The sequence below is a fragment of the Hyphomicrobium denitrificans ATCC 51888 genome, from assembly GCF_000143145.1.
GTDB lineage: Bacteria > Pseudomonadota > Alphaproteobacteria > Rhizobiales > Hyphomicrobiaceae > Hyphomicrobium_B > Hyphomicrobium_B denitrificans.
The window spans coordinates 2614920-2633665 of sequence record NC_014313.1 but is presented as its reverse complement, the minus strand read 5'-3'; the positions used below and the strand labels follow the sequence as shown (position 1 = coordinate 2633665).

The window sequence follows — 18746 nt, the reverse complement described above, 5'->3', positions numbered from 1 at the left end:
TGAGTGTAACGCGTATGGCGACGGCTGATGTTGGGAACGGCGTGGCGTATGTAGCCGCAGACCGCGTTGACGCGCGCCTGTCGCTATGGCCCGCATCCCGCTACATAACGGAAGTTTTCGACGGTGCCGACGAAGCGCTGGCCGCGCTCGATGCGGTACAGCGCGGTCTCGTCTCGACCGGCTTTCAGACGCTCGACTGGCTGACGGCATTCTACGAGGAGATCGCGCCCGCACAACGTGCGATGCCGCGCCTCGTCGTCGTCACGGAGCGCAGCAGCGGCGACGTCGCGCTCGTCCTTCCGCTGCTCATTCAAAAGAAACGCAGGCAGACGGTCGCCCGCTTCGCGAACCTCGGCGTTGCGGCTTATGGCGGACCGATCGTCGGACCGGCCTGTCCCGTTCGGCGGAGTGCGATAAGGCGCATCTGGCGCTCGGCAATGCGTGCAATGCGAGACGTCGATCTCCTTCGCCTCAATCGCATGACGGCCGAGATCGGCGGCGCGCCTAATCCGCTAATGGTTTGCAGAGGCGTTGCGAACGCGCGTTCCTCCACAAATCTGCTGACCATTCCGGAAAGCGTCGACGCCTACCTGAACGGACTTGGAAAAAAATATCGCAAGGACGTCGAGCGCTGCTATCGCCTTTGGGAAAAGCAGGGCGCGCCGCGTTTCTTTCGTGCCGAGACGCCGGAGCAGGCCGCGCATATCTACGCCGTGCTCGAGGAACAGATGTCGCCGCGTCAGGGCGCGACGGGGAACAAGCGCGCATTTGACGAACCGTCCTATCGCGCCTTTTGCGAACGGCTCGCCATCGATGGATCGGAGGCCGGTCTCGCAACCCTGTTCGCGCTCGAAGCCGATGGCGAGATCGCAGCCACGCTGTTCGGCATCGTCCACGAAGACACGTTCACGATGCTGCATCTCGGGACAGGCACGGCGTGGAGCCATCTCTCGCCCGGTCGCCTCGTAATGATCGAAGCCATGAAGTATTTTGCCGCCCGCGGTGTCCGGCGATTTGATCTCGGACCAGGCGATCATCCGTTCAAGCACGGCTTCGGGGTCGAGTGCGTCCCGCTCTACGATCTGATCGTTGCCCGCAATCTCGCGGCGTCCCCATACGCGATGTACCATCGTCTGAGCGCGCGCCTGCCGAAGCCTCTCAGCCTCAAGGACGCCTATCGCCTTCTGAAGTCGCGTTTTTCCCGTTAAATCGGACCCTTGAACCCGGCTTTCGCCAGCGCGGACGATCCGATATAAGGCGGGCTCGCCCAGCGGGCGCTTCAGATGATACGGCAACTATTACAATCACGGTTCCCATAGCCCTTATGTCCAAAGACTCCACCAGCGCGCGTCCCGCGCCGCAGGCATCCGCCGCACCGGCGCCGCGTCTCGCGAAAGGCTTCCGCGATATCGAGGCGGCCGAGTTGCGCGGCCTGAACGAGATGATCGCGAAAATCCGCGAGGTGTACGAGCGCTATGGATTCCAGGCTCTCGAAACGCCCGCGATCGAATACACCGACGCGCTAGGCAAGTTTCTTCCCGACCAGGACCGGCCGAACGCCGGTGTCTTCTCCTTCCAGGATGAAGACGAGCAATGGATGAGCCTGCGCTACGATCTGACCGCGCCGCTCGCGCGTTATGTTGCGCAGAATTTCCAGGTTCTGCCGAAGCCGTTCCGCCGCTATGCATTCGGCAACGTCTATCGCAACGAGAAGCCCGGCCCCGGCCGCTTCCGCCAGTTCATGCAGTTCGACGCCGACACCGTCGGAGCCGAAAGCGTCGCCGCCGATGCCGAGATGTGCATGCTCGCCGCCGACACGCTGGAAGCCTTGGGCGTCAAGCGCGGCGATTACGTCATCAAGGTCAATAACCGTAAACTACTTGACGGTGTGTTGAACAGTGCCGGAGTGCTCCCTGACCAGCGACTGACAGTCTTACGAGCAGTAGACAAGTTGGATCGGTTGGGTGTGAAGGGTGTTCGCGAATTGCTGGGGAAAGGCCGCACGGATGAGAGCGGTGATTTCACCAAAGGCGCTGGCCTAGACGAGAAGCAAATCGAAATCCTCGAGAAGCTTTACGCCCACCAAGAAAATAGTACTCAAGATTTTTTTCTGGCCGAACACAGACTGGACGATGCGTCTGACGATGACCGCATCATGGTTTCGGACAGTGGCCATAAGTTTGTTTTCGCACATCCTCGTTTCCTGGATACTTACGCTAGCGTTTTTGCCGACAGTCCGAGCGCGCTCGAAGGAATCGAGGAACTCCGTCAAATTTCATCGTTAGTGAGACGAGCGGGATATGGCACGAAGCGCATAAAACTTGATGTTTCGGTCGTCCGTGGCCTTGAATACTATACCGGCCCCGTCCTCGAAGCCGAGTTGACGTTCGAGGTCAAAGGCGACGACGGCAAGCCTGTGCGCTTTGGCTCCGTCGGCGGCGGTGGACGTTACGACGATCTCGTCGCGCGCTTCACCGGCGACAAGGTCCCTGCGACCGGCTTCTCGATCGGCGTCTCGCGCCTGCAGGCGGCGCTATCGCTCATTGGCGACAAGAAGACGAAAGCCCTCGGTCCCGTCGTCGTGCTCGTGATGGATAAGGGCGAGATCGCGCGCTATCAGAAAATCACGCAGGATTTGCGCAACGCCGGAATTCGCGCCGAAATGTATCTCGGGTCGTCCGGCATGAAGGCGCAGATGAAATACGCCGACAAGCGCAACGCGCCGTGCGCGATCATTCAGGGCTCCGACGAACGCGCCAAGGGCGAAGTCACGATCAAGGATCTGATCGAAGGCGCCAAGGCCGCCGCCGCGATCAAGGACAACAAGGAATGGAAAGCGGCGCGCCCGGCGCAGTTCTCCGTTTCCGAAGCAAACCTGATCGACGAAGTCAAAAAACTCGTCGCGTTGCATCAGGATTGATCGCGATGCCGATTGCTGCACGCTCAGTTAAAAATCGTATTCACCCCCTTCTTCCCCTCCCCCAACGCGGGGAGGGGTTAGGGGTGGGGGGGCCGCGCGTGCGTGATCTATCGCGCGGACACTCAGCACCAGAAAAGATCAACCCATGAGCGCGGAAACGACGCGAGAGTTCGAGGCGCTTGAAGCGCAAGCGCAGACGTTGATGTCGGTCTTCACGAAGGCCGGTTATGAAGCCGTCGCGCCCGCGATCATTCAGCCCGCCGATGTCTTCCTCGACGTCATCGGCGAAAGCCTGCGCGCGCGCACGTATGTCTTCACCGATCCGGATGGCGCCGAGCTTTGCCTCCGGCCCGATATCACCGTGCCGACGTGCCGGCTGCACCTCGCGCGCCACGTCGATCCGGCAACGCCTGCGCGCTATTGCTATCGTGGCGCCGCGTTCCGTTTTCAGCCTCAGGGCGCCGACGCTTCGCATCCGCGCGAATTCCGGCAAGCTGGCATCGAGCGTTTCGGGGATGCCGAACGCGAGGCGGCGGAAGCCGACGTCATTGCCATCGTCATCAAGGCGATCGAAAAACTCGGTCTCAAAGATTGGACGCTGCGTCTCGGCGACCTCGGACTGTTTTCGAGCATCCTCGATGTCGCCGGAATTTCGCCGCGCTGGAAGAAGCGCCTCGACGACGCATTCCTGAAACCGCAATCGTTTCGCGAAGCTCTGAAGGCATTTGCCTCGGGGGCGAGCGCGACACGCTTGTCCGTGCCCGCAGCGCTGCTGGCGTCGCTCGATAGCGCCAATCGCGCCGCCAGCGAAACGGCTGTTGCGACCTACCTCGACGACAATGCGATCGAGCTGATCGGTACGCGCCCGCTCGCCGATATCACCGAGCACCTGATCGGCATCAAGGAGAGCGGCGATGAAAAACCGCTCGCTGCGGATGCCGCCGCGCTCATCGGGCGTTACACGGAAATCTCGGGTCCCGCGCGTACCGCTGGCGCGAAAATCGCCGAGCTCGTCAATGGAGCACCAGTCGGTTCGAGCGCGGCGCTGGAAACCTACGATCGCCGCCTCGCGCTGCTCGCAAACGCCGGCATCGATCTCGACCGCGTGACCTTCTCCGCCGAATTCGGCCGCTCGTTGGAATACTACACCGGCCTCGTATTCGAAGTTCGCGCCAAGACGCTCGGACCGCAAAGCCCGCTCGCGACGGGTGGACGTTACGACGGCCTGATGCGCGCCGCCGGAGCGGACGCCGATGTTGCGGCCGTCGGCGCCGCGATCCACACCGAGCGCCTTTTGGCAGCGCTGCAGGGAGCCGCATCATGAGCAGGCTGACGCTGGCCATTCCGTCCAAGGGCCGTCTGATGGAACAGACGACCGACATGTTCGCGCGCGCCGGGCTGATCGTCCGCAAGGTCGGACACGCGCGCGGCTATCGCGGCGAGATCGAGGGACTTCCCGACGTCGACGTCGCTTATGTGTCGTCTTCGGAAATCGCGGAGGCGCTGAAGGCGGGCAGCATTCATCTCGGCATCACGGGCGAGGATCTGATCCGGGAAAACATCTCGGACGCGGTGACCCGCATTGGCTTCGTGCACAAGCTCGGCTTCGGCTTTGCCGACGTCGTCGTCGCAGTGCCCGCGTGCTGGATCGACGTATCGACCGTCGCCGATCTCGAAGACATCGCGATGCCGTTCCGCAGGCGGCACGGGCGCTGGCCGCGCGTCGCCACCAAATACATGAATCTCACCCGCCGCTTCTTCGCATCGAAAGGCTTCGGCGATTATCGCATCGTCGAAAGCGCCGGCGCAACCGAGGGCGCTCCCGCCGCCGGTACGGCCGAGCTGATCGTCGACATCACGACGACGGGCGAAACGCTGCGCGCCAACGGGCTGCGCATTCTCGACGACGGGGTCATCCTGAAATCCGAGGCGAACCTGTTGGCGTCGAACGTCGCCGCCTGGACGCCGGAAACGCGCGCCCTATGCGACGGCATCGGCGAACGCCTCGCGCGTGCGCCACGTGCCTGAGCGCGTAAACCTTTCGTTAGGCAATCCGTATCGAGCCAAACGTCGCGATGCCTCGGCCGCGCCAATGGCTGGCATTCGTTTTGCCTATCGCCTCATGACTTATCGATCCGTGAGGCTTCCGTGTCCAAGATCAGCACGTATAGCGGCAAAACGACGTTCGGCAGACGGATGTCGCTCGCCCACGCCCAATTGCAGGTTGGGAATGCTGCACCAATTCGGTGCACCGTCCAGCATGTGGACGAAGCCGGTGCCGTGATCGAATTGAGCCGGCCGACGATCCTACCTTCGCGTGTCCGCCTGCACTGGGACCAGTATGGCGACAGCGCCGAATGCGAGATCATCGGAACCGAAGGCCCGGCCGTGCGAGTTGCGTTCACGTCGGACAAAGGCCCGGAAATCCTGCGTCGCTTCGAAGCCGACCGCGCTAGCCAGCGTCAGCGAGTAGGCATTTGAGAATGCCGTAATTGTAGCGGCCGTCGAGTGCGCCGAACGCCGGGCCAAGCTTGCCGGTATCGCGCGTTTCGCAACGATCGAAGGCCGCTTCGATCTCGTCGCGCTCGGCAGGATCGAGACGAACCGCGTCCTCTGCGCTGATCAGACCCGCTTCGATCGCCTCTGCGAGGTGGCCGTAGATCGTCCCGACCTCGAGTCCTCGCTCGGATGCGATCTGTTCCGCGTCGAGACCCCGGAGATGCGCCGCCAGCGTCGCATTCACGCTTGCCGACAAGCGGTTAGTGAGCGCCGGATGCGCTGCGAATTGCGAGATCACCTGCATGAATGCTGCGCCGTAGCGCGCGATCTTGCTCGCGCCGAGCCCGAGAATGTCGTGCAGCGCCGATTCCGATTTCGGCCGCTTCTCCGCAAGCTCGATCAGAGTGCGATCCTGCGCCACGACGTAAGGCGGAAGTTTCGCCGCCGTCGCGAGTTTCAGGCGCACGGCCTTGAGCGCATCGAACAGCGGCTGGTTCTGCGCCGCAACTTTCGGAGCGAGCGACGCGCCGCGCTTCTTGGCAAGCTTCGACTTCGACTGCGTAACGCGCATCAGAAAACGCTCTTCGCCGCGCAGCAGCGGCCGAGCCCGCTCGGTCAGAACGAGCGACCCCATGCCTTCGTCATCGCCCGTCAGATAGCCTTGCGCGGTGAGCTGCCGAAAAAGCCCTTTCCACGTCGCCGCTGGCAGGTCCTTGCCGATGCCGAAAACCGATAGCCGGTCATGGCCGTTGCGCAGCACGCGCTCGTCCGCCGTTCCGATCAGCACGTCGGCGAGATAGGTGACGCCGAACCTCTGCCCGGTGCGATAGACGGCCGATAATGCCTTCTGCGCCACGACAGTGCCGTCCTCGGTGTGCGGCGGGCTTAAACAGTTGTCGCAGTTCCCGCACGGCTCGGAATTCATCTCGCCGAAATAGGCGAGCAGAGCTTGCCGCCGGCAGCCAGGCATTTCCGCCAGCCCGATGAGCGCGTCGAGCTTCTGCCGTTGCACGGTCTTGAAGGCTTCCGAGCCCTCCGACTGCCCGATCCATTGGCGAAGCTGCACGATGTCCTGCAGCCCGTACGCCATCCAGGCGTTCGCCGGTTCGCCGTCGCGACCGGCGCGGCCGGTCTCCTGATAATAGGACTCGATCGACTTCGGCAGATTGAGGTGGGCGACGAAACGCACGTCGGGCTTGTCGATGCCCATGCCGAAGGCGATCGTCGCGACGATGATCAGCCCTTCTTCCGTCAGAAACTTGGTCTGCGCGCCCGCGCGGATGTGTGCATCGAGACCGGCATGATAGGCGAGGGCTTTGCGGCCCTTCGAGCTGAGCCACGCCGCCGTTTCCTCAACCGACTTGCGCGACAGGCAGTAGACGATCCCGGCATCGGTCGGATGTTCCGCTTCGATGAACTGCCAAAGCCGCTCGCGCGTGCTGCCGCTGCCAAGCTCCGCGATCGTGTAGCGAATGTTCGGCCGGTCGAAGCTCGCGACGAAACTCGCGGCGTTTTCGAGCGACAGCTCCGAAATGATGTCCTGTCGCGTGCGTTCGTCCGCGGTCGCCGTCAGCGCGATGCGCGGCACGCGCGGAAACCGCTGCGCCAGAATTTTCAGCTGCCGGTACTCGGGCCGGAAATCATGCCCCCACTGCGAAACGCAATGCGCTTCGTCGATCGCGAACAGGGCGATGTCGCTGAGCTCCAGGAGGCTGAGCGTGCGCTCCTGCACCAGCCGCTCGGGCGCAACGTAAAGCAGATCGAGCGCGTCCGCCGCGAACTGCCGTTCGATCTGGTCCTGCGTGCTGCGGTCCTGCGTCGAATTCAGAAACGCCGCCTTGACGCCGAGATCCTTCAACGCGTCGACCTGATCCTGCATCAGCGCGATGAGCGGCGACACGACGATTCCCGTGCCGCGCCGGACGAGCGATGGGATCTGATAGCAAAGCGACTTGCCGCCCCCGGTCGGCATCAGCGCCAGGCAATCGCCGCCACGCAGAACGGTATCGATGATATCGCCCTGCAGCGGGCGAAATCCCTTGTAGCCGAAAACGTCCTCGAGCTTGGCGCGGGCGAGGGACATGGCGTCGCCGGTATCGGACGCAAACGGCAGAGAGAGCGGCGCGGCGTAGGCCGGCATCACGAAGTCCTATGCGCAAGTCATCGGGACCCGGACGCTAATATGATTCGATGCGCAACTCGGCCGGCGCATAAAAAAAACCGAGGGCAAACGCCGAGTTAGCGGAATTATCGAGCTATTGGGCGAAACGTTGCGGCAATTTAACGTCACGTTCAGAATGAGTTCATCTTATTGCGCTTAGATATGACCTCAAGGCTGGTGTCACCTCCCCCCGTGCACACCAGATGCTGCCGCCGCCCGGCCAAGTCCTGACTCCCCCCGTCTTCCCCTTGGCCGGGCCGCGGCGCTCTCAATAATCCCAGGATATTTTTCTGTTCGTCCGGCGTCGCGTCACACCGCGACGTTCGCCATTACGTGAATGCGGTCCGATGCGCCGGGCTCGCGCGCGAGGTCCGGACCTTGGAAGACGCCCCGGTCCATCTGGCGGATCGCGCCGTCTTTGGCGTTTGAAATCAGATTGTTCGCGATCAGGCATTTGCCGGCGTCCGCAGCATTCGTAACGGAGATGCCGACGCGCGCATCGCGCACGACGTTCCCGGTCACGGCGACATCGCGCATGTACGCGCCCCAGCCGATCTGAATGCCAACGGTCGGCGCGTTTTCGATCGTATTGCCGGAGACGACAGCGTCCGCCTCGACAGCGATGCCTTCGCCGCGCTTGTCGTCGGGCTCCTGCTCGCGCCGAACGAGATTGCGAATGAGATTGCCTTGCACGACGGCAAGACGGCCGCCTTCGTTGAAATTCGTAACCGAGATTCCGCTCGCAGCCGTATCGACGAGATTGTTCGCGACGATCGCGCCCTGGAATCCGAATTCGGCATAAAGCGCGACCTCGCCAAGCCGTTCGCAGCTATTGCCGATGATTTGGATATTGGATGCCGCGTTGCCGCGCACCGCCGTATAGGCGCAATCGGAAATGCGATTCCCCGAAACGAGCACGCTTCCGGCGCGAAACACGTTGATGCCGTTGCCGTACTCGCCGGTTCCGCCCGCCGCGTTGCGAATTTTCGAGATGCGATTGCCCGCGACGACGCTACCGTCCTCGTCCTGTTTGGAGCGCCAGATCAGAATGCCATTGTTGCCGCAGTCGGTGACGGTGTTGTCTTTGACGTCGAGCCCGAGCGAGTCGAGACTCTTAAATCCCGCATCGAGAACATTGCCGATGACAAGACCTTCGACCCGCCCGCCGCACTCTGTCAGCGACACTCCATTGCCGCTGCTGTTCTGAATTTCGAGATCGAGGAGATGCAAAGTCTTGGAGTTCGAAAACGTCAGTAGGCCGTCGCCGCGAGCCGTGTCGAATGCTTTGTAAGCGCCGTCGAATGCTAGTCCGTCGAGAACAAGACCGTCCGCCTTGTCGCCCGTGACGAATGCATTGCCGCCTGAGAATACCAGAGTCGTCGTCCGCGCCATGCCGAAGACGCGCGAGCCTCGCCGCAGCCTCAGATCGCTGACGAGGAACTTGCCCGGCGGCAGCACGAGCGGAATGTCCTTCTCCGCTGCACTGTCGACCGCCGCCTGCAGAGCTTCGGTCTGATCCCGACCATCATCGGGAACGAGAGCTGGCGCGAAGTCCGAAGCGTTGGGCGCAGTAGGTGATGGCTTGCGCTCGCTCGCATGTGCGGCGCTCACGGCGGCGCCGAGGCCAAGGCTTGCACCGATAAGCGAACGGCGATCGATGGTCATTGATGGACTCCGGTTTGCTCCCCGTATGAATCAAGGACCGAGCCAGCGTGCCAGACATTAAACCGAGGTTAAAGTCGCCACCTGTGGCGCGTGGTGAAGCGAGAATTTCAAAACTTCCAGCGCACCGGCAACGGTGCGGTCTACGGCTTCGGGCTCGCCTGCTTCGACCGGTATGTGAATGAACCCGACCCTGCAGCGGTCGCGGCGCGTGCTCGCTTCAAGCAGCGAGTGATAAAAAACGGCGTTGCAGAGATAGCCGCCTGCATCATCGGACAGCCTCGCCTCGAACCCTTGCGCTTCGAGGTGCTGCGCGACTGCGGTCGCGGGAATGCTTGTTGAAAGCGCGGACGCGCCACCCTCGCAGATGCAGTTCGAAGCAGGCAGGCCACCCGCTGCATCCGGCGACATCCGGCAGAAATTGCGCGCTTCCGTTTCGATGCGAAAGCCGCGCATGCTTGTCGCAACTCCGAAGTGCAGCGCCAGAACAGGATCGTGCCGCTCATGGAGTTCGGAAATAAGTCCGGGAGCCCGCGCCCAGTCGGTCGGCAGAACCGCGACCGCGAAGCGAACATGCGGCAGCGCAAGCCGTGCTTCGCGCGCCAGCCTTTTGACGATCACGGCAGACGCGTTCCTCGGTACGTTCGGAAACGGTCCGAAGCCGGTCAGCAAAACGGTCGGGCGGGAATTCGAGCGCATGGATCAATATAGGGCGCAGCCGACGCGATCCAAAAGCCTGCTTACGCGCCGGAACTAAAGCCCCATCAGCCCCATAAGCCGGTCGACCGCCAGCGTCGGCAGCAGCGTGCCCTCGCGCACCGATGCTTCGATCTTCGGAAGTTCGGCCGCGACTTCCGGGTGCGCCTTGAGCGCGCCCATCAGACGGTCTTCGAGCATGTCGCGCATCCACGACACCGCCTGCGCCTGCCGTCGCGCCTGGAACTGCCCCGTCGCCGACATCTTCTCGCGATGCTCGAGAACTTTCGCCCAGAGGTCTTTCAGCCCGCGATTTTCCTGCCCCGACACTGTCAGCACCGGCGGAAACCACGTCGCGTCGTGCGGCGTAAAAATCTGCAACGCGTGCCGGTAGTCCGCCGCCGCCCGTTCCGCCCGCCGGACGTTGTCGCCGTCGGCCTTGTTGATGGCGATCATGTCGGCAAGCTCGATGATGCCTTTCTTGATGCCTTGCAGGTCGTCGCCGCCGCCCGCCAGCAAAAGCACGAGAAAGAAATCGACCATATCGGAAACGGCGACCTCGGATTGCCCGACGCCGACCGTCTCGACGATGATGACGTCGAAGCCCGCCGCCTCGACGAGCGCCATCGTCTCACGCGTTTTGCGCGTCACGCCGCCGAGCGTGCCGGAGGAGGGCGAAGGACGGATGAACGCATTCCGCTCCTGCGCCAGAGAACTCATGCGCGTCTTGTCGCCGAGGATGGACCCGCCCGATCGCTTCGACGTCGGATCGATCGCCAGCACGGCCACAAGATGACCCTCCGCGATCAGGTTCATGCCGAACTGATCGATCGTCGTCGATTTGCCGACGCCGGGCACGCCGGTGACGCCGAGGCGCACGGCTTGTCCCGTCCTCGGCAGAAGCTCCTGCAACACTTGCTGAGCAAGCCGCCCGTGCTCGGGATTGGTGCTCTCGACAAGCGTAATCGCGCGGGCAAGCAACGCCCGATCGCCGGCGGTGATGCCGGCCACGTAATCTGCGACGGGAATGCGGTGTGCGGACAGGGTGGCAGTCGCCATGGCTCGCCTGGATATCCTTTATCTTTCAATGGCCGACCATGGTCAGGAACGGCGCGCGCCGCAAGTCCGGATTTCGTCGCTGAAATCCACGACAATCCTGCTGACACAATTTCACGGCATGCACATCGTGTTGCCCAACGGGCGGCAGGCTCGTAGGATTTCTTGGGGTCAAGGGGTCAAAGACGGTAATGCGGGGAGGGAACGCGATGTATTCGCTTGCCAAGCGTTGGCTGCAGCCACGGCGGTCCGTAGCAGCTATTGCGGCGATCATGGCCTGCGGTTTGGTGGCCGCCTGTACGCAAGCGCCAAAGCTCGCAAAAGCGCCTGCGGAAACGGATTCCGCGAAGACCGCTACCGCGCGTCCGGCGCCCGCGCCGAGCACGGCTGGCTCCCCGGCGCCGACGACTTCGCCTGCCGAAGAAGAGGCGCCTGTGGCGTCTGAGGCTCCTGAGGAGCCAGCGGGTGGCGCAGCGCCCCCGCCTTATCCGCAAGCATCCGATCCGGAAGGCGGCTCTGGCCGGTCATATGAGACGGCCGAACCGGCGCCCGCTCCGCCGCCGCCTGCGCTGCGCCCGTCCGCCGCGAGGCCGAGTCCTCCGGCGGTCGCGCCGGAACCGCCCATGCCGAACGCCGCACCTGGAGCCGCGGCCAACGCCAGCGCCGAAGCCGCCGCAAAGGCCGCAGCCGCTCGCCGCGCCGAAGAGGAGGCGCGAGCCGCCATGGCTCAGCGATACGACAACGCGAAAAAATCCGCGGCAGCCGCACCCGCCGAGGATCCGGCCAAAACCTACGACGTCGTGCCTGTGTTCTATGGCACCGATCGCGCCGTCGAGGCCGATCCGAAACGGCTGCAATTCGGCGCCGAGCGCGGGCACCAGCTCCAACTCGGCCGGGCACTGGTGACGGTGCCGCTGATCCACAAGGTGCCGCACATCGAGCGGCCCGTCGTGATCGAAATCCCGTACTTCAAGGTCAAGGTCTACGAGGAGAAGGAAGACCCGCAGAAGCACTTCACGGTGCAGGAAATCAAAGGCCTGACCGAAGCCGAGATGCTGGCGCTCGTCAAACAGCGGCTCGCAACGTCGTCGACCTTCAAGGACCACGCCTTCGTCTTCGTCCACGGCTTCAACACGTCGTTCGACAACGCACTCTACCGCACGGCGCAGATCGCCTACGATCTACGCTTTGATGGCGTGCCGTTCCTTTATAGCTGGCCTTCGGGCGGCAAGGTCGCGAGCTATACGTACGATCACGGCAGCGTCGAGCAAGCCGAGCCGAGGCTCGCCGAATTCCTCGACATGGTGATCCAGAAAAGCGGCGCGAAATCCATCAGCCTCATCGCGCACTCGATGGGGAATGAGCTGCTGCTGCGCGTGCTCGAACGCATGAAGACCAAAGTTCCGCGCGGCGTCGTTATCAGCCAGGTCATTCTCGCAGCGCCGGACGTCGATCGTGACAAGTTCAACATTCTGGCGCGTGAGGTCATCAAGTTCGCCAAAGGCGTCACGCTCTATGCCGCCTCGAATGATCGCGCGCTGAGTTATTCGGCACGGTTCTGGGGCGGCGTGCCGCGTGCGGGCGACGTTCCCGCGACGGGACCGCTGATCATTCCTGGTCTCGATACGATCGATGTCACTGCCGTCTCCACCGACGCGCTGGGACTCAACCATTCGGGCTATGCGGAAAATCCCGCTCTGCTCAACGATGTGAAAGCGCTCGTCGCATCCGGACTTCGTCCGCCCGACAAGCGCTTCAAGAGCATCCTCGCCGTTGACTCGGCCGCGGGCAAATATTGGCGGTTCCAGGCGGAAACGGCGGCAGTGCCCTAAACGCCGGCAAGGAAGTTGGCCGTAAAATTCGACGCAAGCCCTCCGACGGTGGCGCGCATAGCGCCGCCGCGTCGCGGGTTTGAGCAAATCTCGTAAGACTTCCTTTACGCGCGTGCGGCACAGTTCTTTCGAGTTTGTTCAGTATTCGAAGGTCCGTCATGCGTTCCGCGTTTGCAAAGCCGCTCGCGTCGGCTGCTGCTGTTCTTTTTGCTTTGGCGTCGGCAAACGGTGTGTTCGCCGAGGACGCCCAATTCGACGATGTGGAATCCGACGGCACACAGATCGTCGCCGCTGGCGCCGCGCCAGACCAGCGTCCGGCAAAAAATCTCAACTCGGTTCCGCTCGATGGCTTCGGTGTTCAAGCAGGAACGGGATCGAGCGTGCTCGTCCGCCAGCTGAGCGCGGCGCGGCCCAACGAGGATCTGGTGATCTGTGTCGCCGGCTGCTTCAGCGGTCGCGACCGCGTCGTCTACGCCCAGCCGATCGATCGCCAGGCGCGCGCCAACATGGCTTCCGCGGCCGCCACGGGTGCGTCGGACGGAACCAGCGGTTCCAGCCCGCACGGACTGCGCGGGACCCAGTAAAAGCGGCCAAAAATAGGCATTCGCAACGCCCGCGGAAAACGCGATAACCGTTCCATCGTGAACAAAATTTCACGACGGATCAAAGCCGCTGCGTCGTTCCTAATCCGACGGCCAGCGAAACTTGCTCCCCCTTCGATCTCTGAGCTGGCCGAAGGAGATGATCACATGAATAAACTTTCGCGCGGTGCCTGGCTTGCGATTGCGGCCGTAGCCGCTGTTCCGGCGACCGTTGCCATTGCCAAGTCCGTCGATCGCGCTGGCGGCTGGCACAACATGACGCCGGAAACGCGGACCCGCCTCGAGGATGGCCGCATCGCAATGGCCAAGGCGGCGCTACAGCTCAACGCCGACCAGGAAAAACTTTGGGCGCCTGTTGAATCGGCAGTGCGCGATGGGTTCAAGGCTCGCGAGGCAAAGCGCGCCGAATGGGCGAAGAAGCGCGAGGAACGCCGGTCTGACAAGTCGGACGGCGCATCCAAACGCCCCGATCTTGCGGAACGTTACGAGCGGATGAGCAACAATCTCGCTGAACGCGCCGATCGCTTCAAGACGTTCTCGACCGCATTCAAGCCGTTCTACGCGTCCTTGAGTGACGAGCAGAAAGACGTGTTGCGTCCGCTGATGCGCCAGCTGTCGCCCGGCTTCGGTCATAGCGGCGGTCACGGACCGCACTGGGCCGTAGGCGGCGACTGGGGTCCGGGCGGTCCGGGACACCACGGGCATCACGGCTGGCAGGGCGGTCCTGACGGCAAGCGCGGTCCCGGCATGCAGAACGACACGCCCGACAATGACGGCGGTCCTGCTCCGTCTGAACCCGACGACAAGGGCTGATCGTTCAGCGTCGCTTGTGAGTTTGAATAGCCGGGCTTCAGGGCCCGGCTATATTTTTACGAGACGCCAGCTGGGATCACGACGCGCTGCGCGCAAGTCGCCCTGCCGGACGGCCGTTCAGAGCTTCCGTAGTTTGAAAATCGCGCTGCCGGCTTCACCGGAGAGGCGCACGCTCTGCGTACGTCCTGAAACCGTGATGCGGATCGAACCGCCGGTATTGTACTGCTGATTGAAGAAGCTGCCCGTGTAGCTGTTGGCGCCGGATTTATAGAGCGTCGCCGATTGATCGACTTTCGCGGACGGCGTCGCGCACGTCGCCGACATCGCGTAGCTCGATGCGCCGGTCTTCGCGAAGCGGGCACGGCATCGCGCTCTTTCCTTCGATCCCGATGAAAACGAGATCGAGCCATTGCCGCTCCATGAGCCGGTCAGCGACGCAGGTTCTGCGTTTGCGCTGCTGACATTCACGCAGCTCACGCCAACAGCAAGGGCAAATCCTCCGGCGGCGACGGCGCGTAGCATTTGCGAAACGGCAGTGCGAACCATTGTCGAGCTCCTATGAACAGAAACCGTCATGTCCGATACGGCTATATTAGCGAGTCTTGCGATGAGTGTGCAGGTGGGGTTCGAAAACTGTTTCGTCAATTCCGATTGAGTGAACCAAGAGTTTCCGATCATGCGCGGATTTTGCTAAAGCCTGCACTTGTCAACGTCGATCGCCGGCTCCCGGTTGCCGTCGAACTCGGCGCATGTCGTCGAGCCGGTCTGTGACGCGGCCATGACGGCGGCAAGCGGCCGGGCTATGCGTACCCACGGTGCAGCCGCCTTGCCCGCAGCCAAATTCCGTGCTCAGCAGAACGGCCATGAAAACATTGCCCGAAGCCTTCCGACCTTTCGACGCACGCATGCTCCATGTCGGCGACGGTCATTGGATCTATGTCGAGGAAGTCGGCCTCAGAGGCGGCCGCCCGATTGCGTTTCTGCACGGAGGACCGGGAAGCGGCTCGCAGCATTTGCACCGCACGCTGTTCGACCCGGCGCGTGATCATATCTTCCTGATCGATCAACGCGGCGCCGGTCGCAGCCACCCCTATCTCTCGTGCGACGCCAACACGACCGCTCATCTCGTCAGTGATCTCGAAGCCATCCGCGAACATTTCGATATCGCCAAATGGCTGCTGGTCGGCGGCTCCTGGGGTTCGACGCTGGCGCTCGCTTACGCCGAAAAACACCCTGAACGCGTCTCGGGGCTTGTTCTGCGCGCCATTTTTCTGGGTACCGCGGAAGAAGTCGAATGGGCGTTTCTCGAAGGGCCGAAAATATTCCGGCCCGAGCTTTACGCCGACTTCCGCGATTGGCTTCCGGCCGCCGAGCGCTCCGAGCCGCTCCAAGCCTACGTGAACCGTCTCTGCAATCCCGATCCAAACGTGCATACGCTTCCGGCGCTGCGTTGGTTCGCTTACGAACGCGCGTTATCCGAAATCGCCGCCAAGCCCGGAAAACTTCCGGCGGAAGTCGATGCCGCGTCGCGCCTGCCGCCGACACCGTTCGTCGAAGCGCATTACATCCGGAATAATTTCTTCCTGGAGCCCGGTCAGCTTCTGCGCGACGCGCGAAATCTTGCAGGCATTCCAGGGCACATCGTGCAGGGCCGCTACGACTTGCTCTGCCCGCCGCGAACGGCGCACGCATTGGCGTCTGCGTGGCCGGACGCGCGCCTCGAATTTATCGAGACAGCCGGCCACGCCATGAGCGACCCGGGCGTCATGGACGCCATGCGCCGCGCGATTTCAGAGATCTCTTGAGGTGAGCTGTTACTCGACGATGAGTTCGCTGACCATCGTCGGCTGATGCTTGGAGCAGATGATCTGGAATACGCCGGGCTTGTCCGCAACGAAGCTGATGTCGGTCACTTCCCCTCGTTTGAGAGTGAACGATTTGTCGTAGCCCTCGATCGTCGTCGGATGTTCGGAGCCATTGAGGCCGACGAACCGCAACGTCACTTCGTCGCCTGCTTTGACGTGATACTGCGGCGCGCTCCAGAGATAGGCCGAGACCTGCCAGCGGCCGTCGTCACCGGGCTTTTTGAGTTGAAGCCCACCGCCATCGGGGAGCGCAGCGGCCGGAAACGGCTCCTTTGCGACCTCGGCGGTTCCCTTCGGCTCTACCGCCGCAATTGTGAAAACCCGCTTCGAGGCGGCGGCAGCGGCGGTCACGCCCGCATAGCCGACAACTGCCGCAGCCAGCGGCAAAAAGAGGTGTCGCATCATCATCGTAGTCTTCCCCTTTACCAGTTCGATATCCCGCGTCTGACCGACACAGCACCCCTTAAATTGGCGCTTATGCCTTGACTTCAAGGCCGAACATCGCCACTAGCAGGCCATTGCTCTTCGATGGCGCTCGGGTCCTCGTGCCACTCCAAGCGGCTCAACTGCCGCGCTCGACCCTGCATTGAGATCAATCTTTTATAGCAAAGGCCACACCCCGAAAGCGCCGGTGTGGGCCATGGGACGACCCGCACGCAAGGACGTAGCGGTCTCGAAGCCCTTGGGAAACTCTTCACTTTGACAATCGAAAATTTCGAGGCGTTCGGATTTGCCGAGCCTCTTTCGCGTGCCCTGACGCAGTGCGGGTACGTAACGCCGACGCCTATTCAGGTGCAGGCGTTGCCGCCGCAGCTCGAGGGTCGCGACCTTCTCGGCATGGCGGAGACGGGTTCAGGCAAAACGGCAACCTTCGTTCTTCCGCTCTTGCAGAAGATCGCCTCACAAAACAGCGAACCGGCACCGAAGCAGGTGTTGGCGCTCGTGCTAGCGCCGACGCGCGAGCTTGCGATTCAGATCGACCAGGAAGTCGCAAGCCTGGCGCGCAACATGCGCATCCGCCGTGCTGTCGTTCTCGGCGGCGTGAGCAAGGGTCCGCAGATCAACGCGCTGAAACGCGGCGTGCACGTGCTCGTCGCGACGCCCGGCCGTCTGCTCGATCTCATCAACATGCGCACCTGCGATCTGTCGCGCGTTGAGACGCTCGTGCTCGACGAAGCCGACCGCATGTTCGACATGGGCTTCATTCGCGACATCAAGAAAATCGTTGCGATGCTTCCCGAAGCCCGGCGCACGGCGCTCTTCTCCGCGACCATGCCGGTCGAAATCAAGAAGTTCGCTTATGACATTCTGAAGGAACCGTATCGCGTCGACCTCTCGTCGAAGTCGGTCGTCGTCGACCGCATCGATCAGAAGGTCATGATCGTCCGCACAACGGAAAAGCAGAGCCGGCTGCATACGATCCTCGCTGACGAAGCCTGCAAGCGCGTCATCGTTTTCACGCGCACGAAGCGCGGCGCGGACCGTGTCGCCGAACGCCTCGGCATGGCGGGCATCAGTGCTTCGGCATTCCACGGCAATAAGGCGCAGAACGCGCGCCAGCGTGCGTTGAACGACTTCATGATGGGGCACATTCGCGTGCTCGTCGCGACCGACATCGCGGCGCGTGGCATTGACGTTTCCAACATCACGCACGTCGTCAACTTCGACATGCCGCTCGATCCGGAAACCTACGTGCACCGCGTCGGCCGCACGGCCCGCAAGGGCAACAGCGGTATCGCGATTTCGCTGTGCGATCCGGGTGAGCGCCAGGAAATCACCGCCATCGAACGCATGATGAAGCAGAAGCTTGAAGTCATCGCCGACGTTGGCGGCGAGGCCCTGCCGATGCCGGAACGGCGTCAGCATCACCGCGCCGAGACCGGACCCCGGCGTGACGGCGATCGCCAGCACCATCATGCGGGCGGCCGCCGCGACGGACGCGAAGGCGGACAGCGCGGCGAACGGCCCGCACGGCCGCATCGCAATGGCGACGAGCGTGCCAACGCATCGCCGGCACGCAACGGCGAGAACCGTCGTCCGTATGAACCGCTTGCGATTGCAGCGGACGGCGACGCCGTGTTCGGTGTCGGCGAGCGTCGAGAGAGCAGGGGCGACGGGCATCGTCCCAATCGCGCTCCGGGCGATCGCCCGCATCGCGGCGAACGCAGGCATCACGAGCGCAACGGCGGCGGTGAACAGCGCGCCAACGGCCATCCCGCTCGCGAAGGCGAACCCGCAAAGCGCGAGCAGGCGCATCGCGATCATGGCGACCGGCCGCATCGCGGCGAGCGCCAGCATCACGAGCACAAAGCCGGCGGCGAGGCTCGGGGTAGCGGACACCGTTCCGCAACCGGACAGCGCTCTCGCGATGGTCAACCCGCGCGCCACGCGGATTCATCGCGATCTCAGAACGCGCACTCTGGGCATCGCCATGAAGGCGGGCATGCATCGGAGCGGCGTAATGATGAGCATCGCCAGAGCCCGGCCCGTCAGTCCGAGCGCGGCGACAAGCGGCCCGCATGGAGCGGCACCCAGGCACCGAAGTTCATGAAGCCGCGCCGCGACGACGGCGGTCGTGGCCGTCAGAGCCGTAACCCGGCTTCGTGAGCTCCGCGCTTCCTGAAATCTCGAGAAAATAAA

At 62.9% G+C, this 18746-nt stretch carries 16 protein-coding genes and 1 pseudogene; 11 read left to right on the top strand and 6 right to left on the bottom strand.

Features of this window, described 5'->3' with window-relative positions:
• Window positions 1-14 precede the first annotated feature (14 nt).
• The 5 genes and pseudogenes from HDEN_RS12705 (at window position 15) to HDEN_RS12685 (ending at window position 5401) form a co-directional block, all read left to right on the top strand.
• Window positions 15-1208 (top strand): GNAT family N-acetyltransferase, encoded by a 1194-nt coding sequence (locus HDEN_RS12705; protein ID WP_013216531.1) that lies wholly within the window; start codon window positions 15-17, stop codon window positions 1206-1208.
• A gap of 116 nt (window positions 1209-1324) precedes the next feature.
• A complete protein-coding gene (gene hisS, locus HDEN_RS12700) occupies window positions 1325-2920 on the top strand; it encodes a histidine--tRNA ligase (protein ID WP_013216530.1) in 1596 nt (531 codons plus the stop codon).
• 145 nt (window positions 2921-3065) lie between these two features.
• Entirely contained in the window at window positions 3066-4244 is a 1179-nt protein-coding gene (locus tag HDEN_RS12695) for an ATP phosphoribosyltransferase regulatory subunit (protein ID WP_013216529.1), read from the top strand.
• Window positions 4238-4945, top strand: a pseudogene (hisG, locus tag HDEN_RS12690) (ATP phosphoribosyltransferase); the annotation flags it as partial. The gene HDEN_RS12695 and the pseudogene hisG, both read left to right, overlap by 7 nt.
• Window positions 4946-5068: 123 nt before the next feature.
• Window positions 5069-5401 carry a hypothetical protein gene (locus tag HDEN_RS12685; protein ID WP_013216527.1) on the top strand — a complete coding sequence of 111 codons (333 nt, stop codon included), beginning with the start codon at window positions 5069-5071 and terminating at the stop codon, window positions 5399-5401.
• Here HDEN_RS12685 and recQ read toward each other — a convergent pair.
• From recQ to meaB, 4 genes are all read right to left on the bottom strand, one after another.
• The gene (gene recQ / locus HDEN_RS12680; protein WP_013216526.1) at window positions 5373-7559 is read right to left on the bottom strand and encodes a DNA helicase RecQ; all 2187 of its coding nucleotides are present in this window, start codon (window positions 7557-7559) and stop codon (window positions 5373-5375) included. The genes HDEN_RS12685 and recQ overlap by 29 nt on opposite strands.
• A gap of 330 nt (window positions 7560-7889) precedes the next feature.
• Entirely contained in the window at window positions 7890-9245 is a 1356-nt protein-coding gene (locus tag HDEN_RS12675) for a TIGR03808 family TAT-translocated repetitive protein (RefSeq protein ID WP_013216525.1), read from the bottom strand.
• A 57-nt stretch (window positions 9246-9302) separates the two neighbouring features.
• Window positions 9303-9941: a pyroglutamyl-peptidase I gene (locus HDEN_RS12670; RefSeq protein WP_081446241.1), complete on the bottom strand. Its 639-nt coding sequence runs from the start codon at window positions 9939-9941 to the stop codon at window positions 9303-9305.
• Between the two features lie 54 nt (window positions 9942-9995).
• A complete protein-coding gene (meaB, locus tag HDEN_RS12665) occupies window positions 9996-10997 on the bottom strand; it encodes a methylmalonyl Co-A mutase-associated GTPase MeaB (RefSeq protein ID WP_013216523.1) in 1002 nt (333 codons plus the stop codon).
• Here meaB and HDEN_RS18495 point away from each other — a divergent pair.
• The 4 genes from HDEN_RS18495 to HDEN_RS12650 all read left to right on the top strand — a co-directional run bounded on the left by HDEN_RS18495 (window position 10996) and on the right by HDEN_RS12650 (window position 14241).
• Window positions 10996-11439 (top strand): hypothetical protein, encoded by a 444-nt coding sequence (locus HDEN_RS18495; protein ID WP_245256634.1) that lies wholly within the window; start codon window positions 10996-10998, stop codon window positions 11437-11439. The two genes, meaB and HDEN_RS18495, sit on opposite strands and share 2 nt — an antisense overlap.
• A complete protein-coding gene (locus HDEN_RS12660; protein ID WP_245256633.1) occupies window positions 11429-12826 on the top strand; it encodes an alpha/beta hydrolase in 1398 nt (465 codons plus the stop codon). The genes HDEN_RS18495 and HDEN_RS12660 overlap by 11 nt, the downstream gene beginning before the upstream one ends.
• A 158-nt stretch (window positions 12827-12984) precedes the next feature.
• Window positions 12985-13410: a hypothetical protein gene (locus tag HDEN_RS12655; RefSeq protein ID WP_013216521.1), complete on the top strand. Its 426-nt coding sequence runs from the start codon at window positions 12985-12987 to the stop codon at window positions 13408-13410.
• 165 nt (window positions 13411-13575) lie between these two features.
• A complete protein-coding gene (locus HDEN_RS12650) occupies window positions 13576-14241 on the top strand; it encodes a Spy/CpxP family protein refolding chaperone (RefSeq protein WP_013216520.1) in 666 nt (221 codons plus the stop codon).
• Window positions 14242-14358: 117 nt separating this feature from the next.
• Here HDEN_RS12650 and HDEN_RS12645 read toward each other — a convergent pair whose 3' ends face one another.
• Entirely contained in the window at window positions 14359-14787 is a 429-nt protein-coding gene (locus tag HDEN_RS12645) for a hypothetical protein (protein WP_013216519.1), read from the bottom strand.
• A gap of 317 nt (window positions 14788-15104) precedes the next feature.
• On the opposite strand from HDEN_RS12645, the gene pip reads away from it, so the two are divergent.
• Window positions 15105-16046 (top strand): prolyl aminopeptidase, encoded by a 942-nt coding sequence (gene pip / locus HDEN_RS12640; RefSeq protein WP_013216518.1) that lies wholly within the window; start codon window positions 15105-15107, stop codon window positions 16044-16046.
• 9 nt (window positions 16047-16055) lie between these two features.
• Here the strand turns inward: pip and HDEN_RS12635 are convergent, their stop codons facing one another.
• Window positions 16056-16514: a hypothetical protein gene (locus tag HDEN_RS12635; RefSeq protein ID WP_013216517.1), complete on the bottom strand. Its 459-nt coding sequence runs from the start codon at window positions 16512-16514 to the stop codon at window positions 16056-16058.
• Window positions 16515-16805: 291 nt separating this feature from the next.
• Between HDEN_RS12635 and HDEN_RS12630 the strand changes: the two genes are divergently transcribed.
• Window positions 16806-18713: a DEAD/DEAH box helicase gene (locus HDEN_RS12630; RefSeq protein WP_013216516.1), complete on the top strand. Its 1908-nt coding sequence runs from the start codon at window positions 16806-16808 to the stop codon at window positions 18711-18713.
• The last annotated feature ends 33 nt before the right edge of the window (window positions 18714-18746 follow it).

Bases quoted from the DNA above. Each gene is read 5' to 3' on its own strand.
- HDEN_RS12675 (WP_013216525.1), bottom strand. From the start codon at position 9,245: ATGACCATCGATCGCCGTTCGCTTATCGGTGCAAGCCTTGGCCTCGGC.
- HDEN_RS12645 (WP_013216519.1), bottom strand. From the start codon at position 14,787: ATGGTTCGCACTGCCGTTTCGCAAATGCTACGCGCCGTCGCCGCCGGA.
- recQ (WP_013216526.1), bottom strand. From the start codon at position 7,559: ATGCCGGCCTACGCCGCGCCGCTCTCTCTGCCGTTTGCGTCCGATACC.
- hisS (WP_013216530.1), top strand. From the start codon at position 1,325: ATGTCCAAAGACTCCACCAGCGCGCGTCCCGCGCCGCAGGCATCCGCC.
- HDEN_RS12705 (WP_013216531.1), top strand. From the start codon at position 15: ATGGCGACGGCTGATGTTGGGAACGGCGTGGCGTATGTAGCCGCAGAC.
- HDEN_RS12670 (WP_081446241.1), bottom strand. From the start codon at position 9,941: ATGCGCTCGAATTCCCGCCCGACCGTTTTGCTGACCGGCTTCGGACCG.
- pip (WP_013216518.1), top strand. From the start codon at position 15,105: ATGAAAACATTGCCCGAAGCCTTCCGACCTTTCGACGCACGCATGCTC.
- HDEN_RS18495 (WP_245256634.1), top strand. From the start codon at position 10,996: ATGGCTCGCCTGGATATCCTTTATCTTTCAATGGCCGACCATGGTCAG.
- meaB (WP_013216523.1), bottom strand. From the start codon at position 10,997: ATGGCGACTGCCACCCTGTCCGCACACCGCATTCCCGTCGCAGATTAC.
- HDEN_RS12635 (WP_013216517.1), bottom strand. From the start codon at position 16,514: ATGATGATGCGACACCTCTTTTTGCCGCTGGCTGCGGCAGTTGTCGGC.
- HDEN_RS12655 (WP_013216521.1), top strand. From the start codon at position 12,985: ATGCGTTCCGCGTTTGCAAAGCCGCTCGCGTCGGCTGCTGCTGTTCTT.
- HDEN_RS12695 (WP_013216529.1), top strand. From the start codon at position 3,066: ATGAGCGCGGAAACGACGCGAGAGTTCGAGGCGCTTGAAGCGCAAGCG.
- HDEN_RS12650 (WP_013216520.1), top strand. From the start codon at position 13,576: ATGAATAAACTTTCGCGCGGTGCCTGGCTTGCGATTGCGGCCGTAGCC.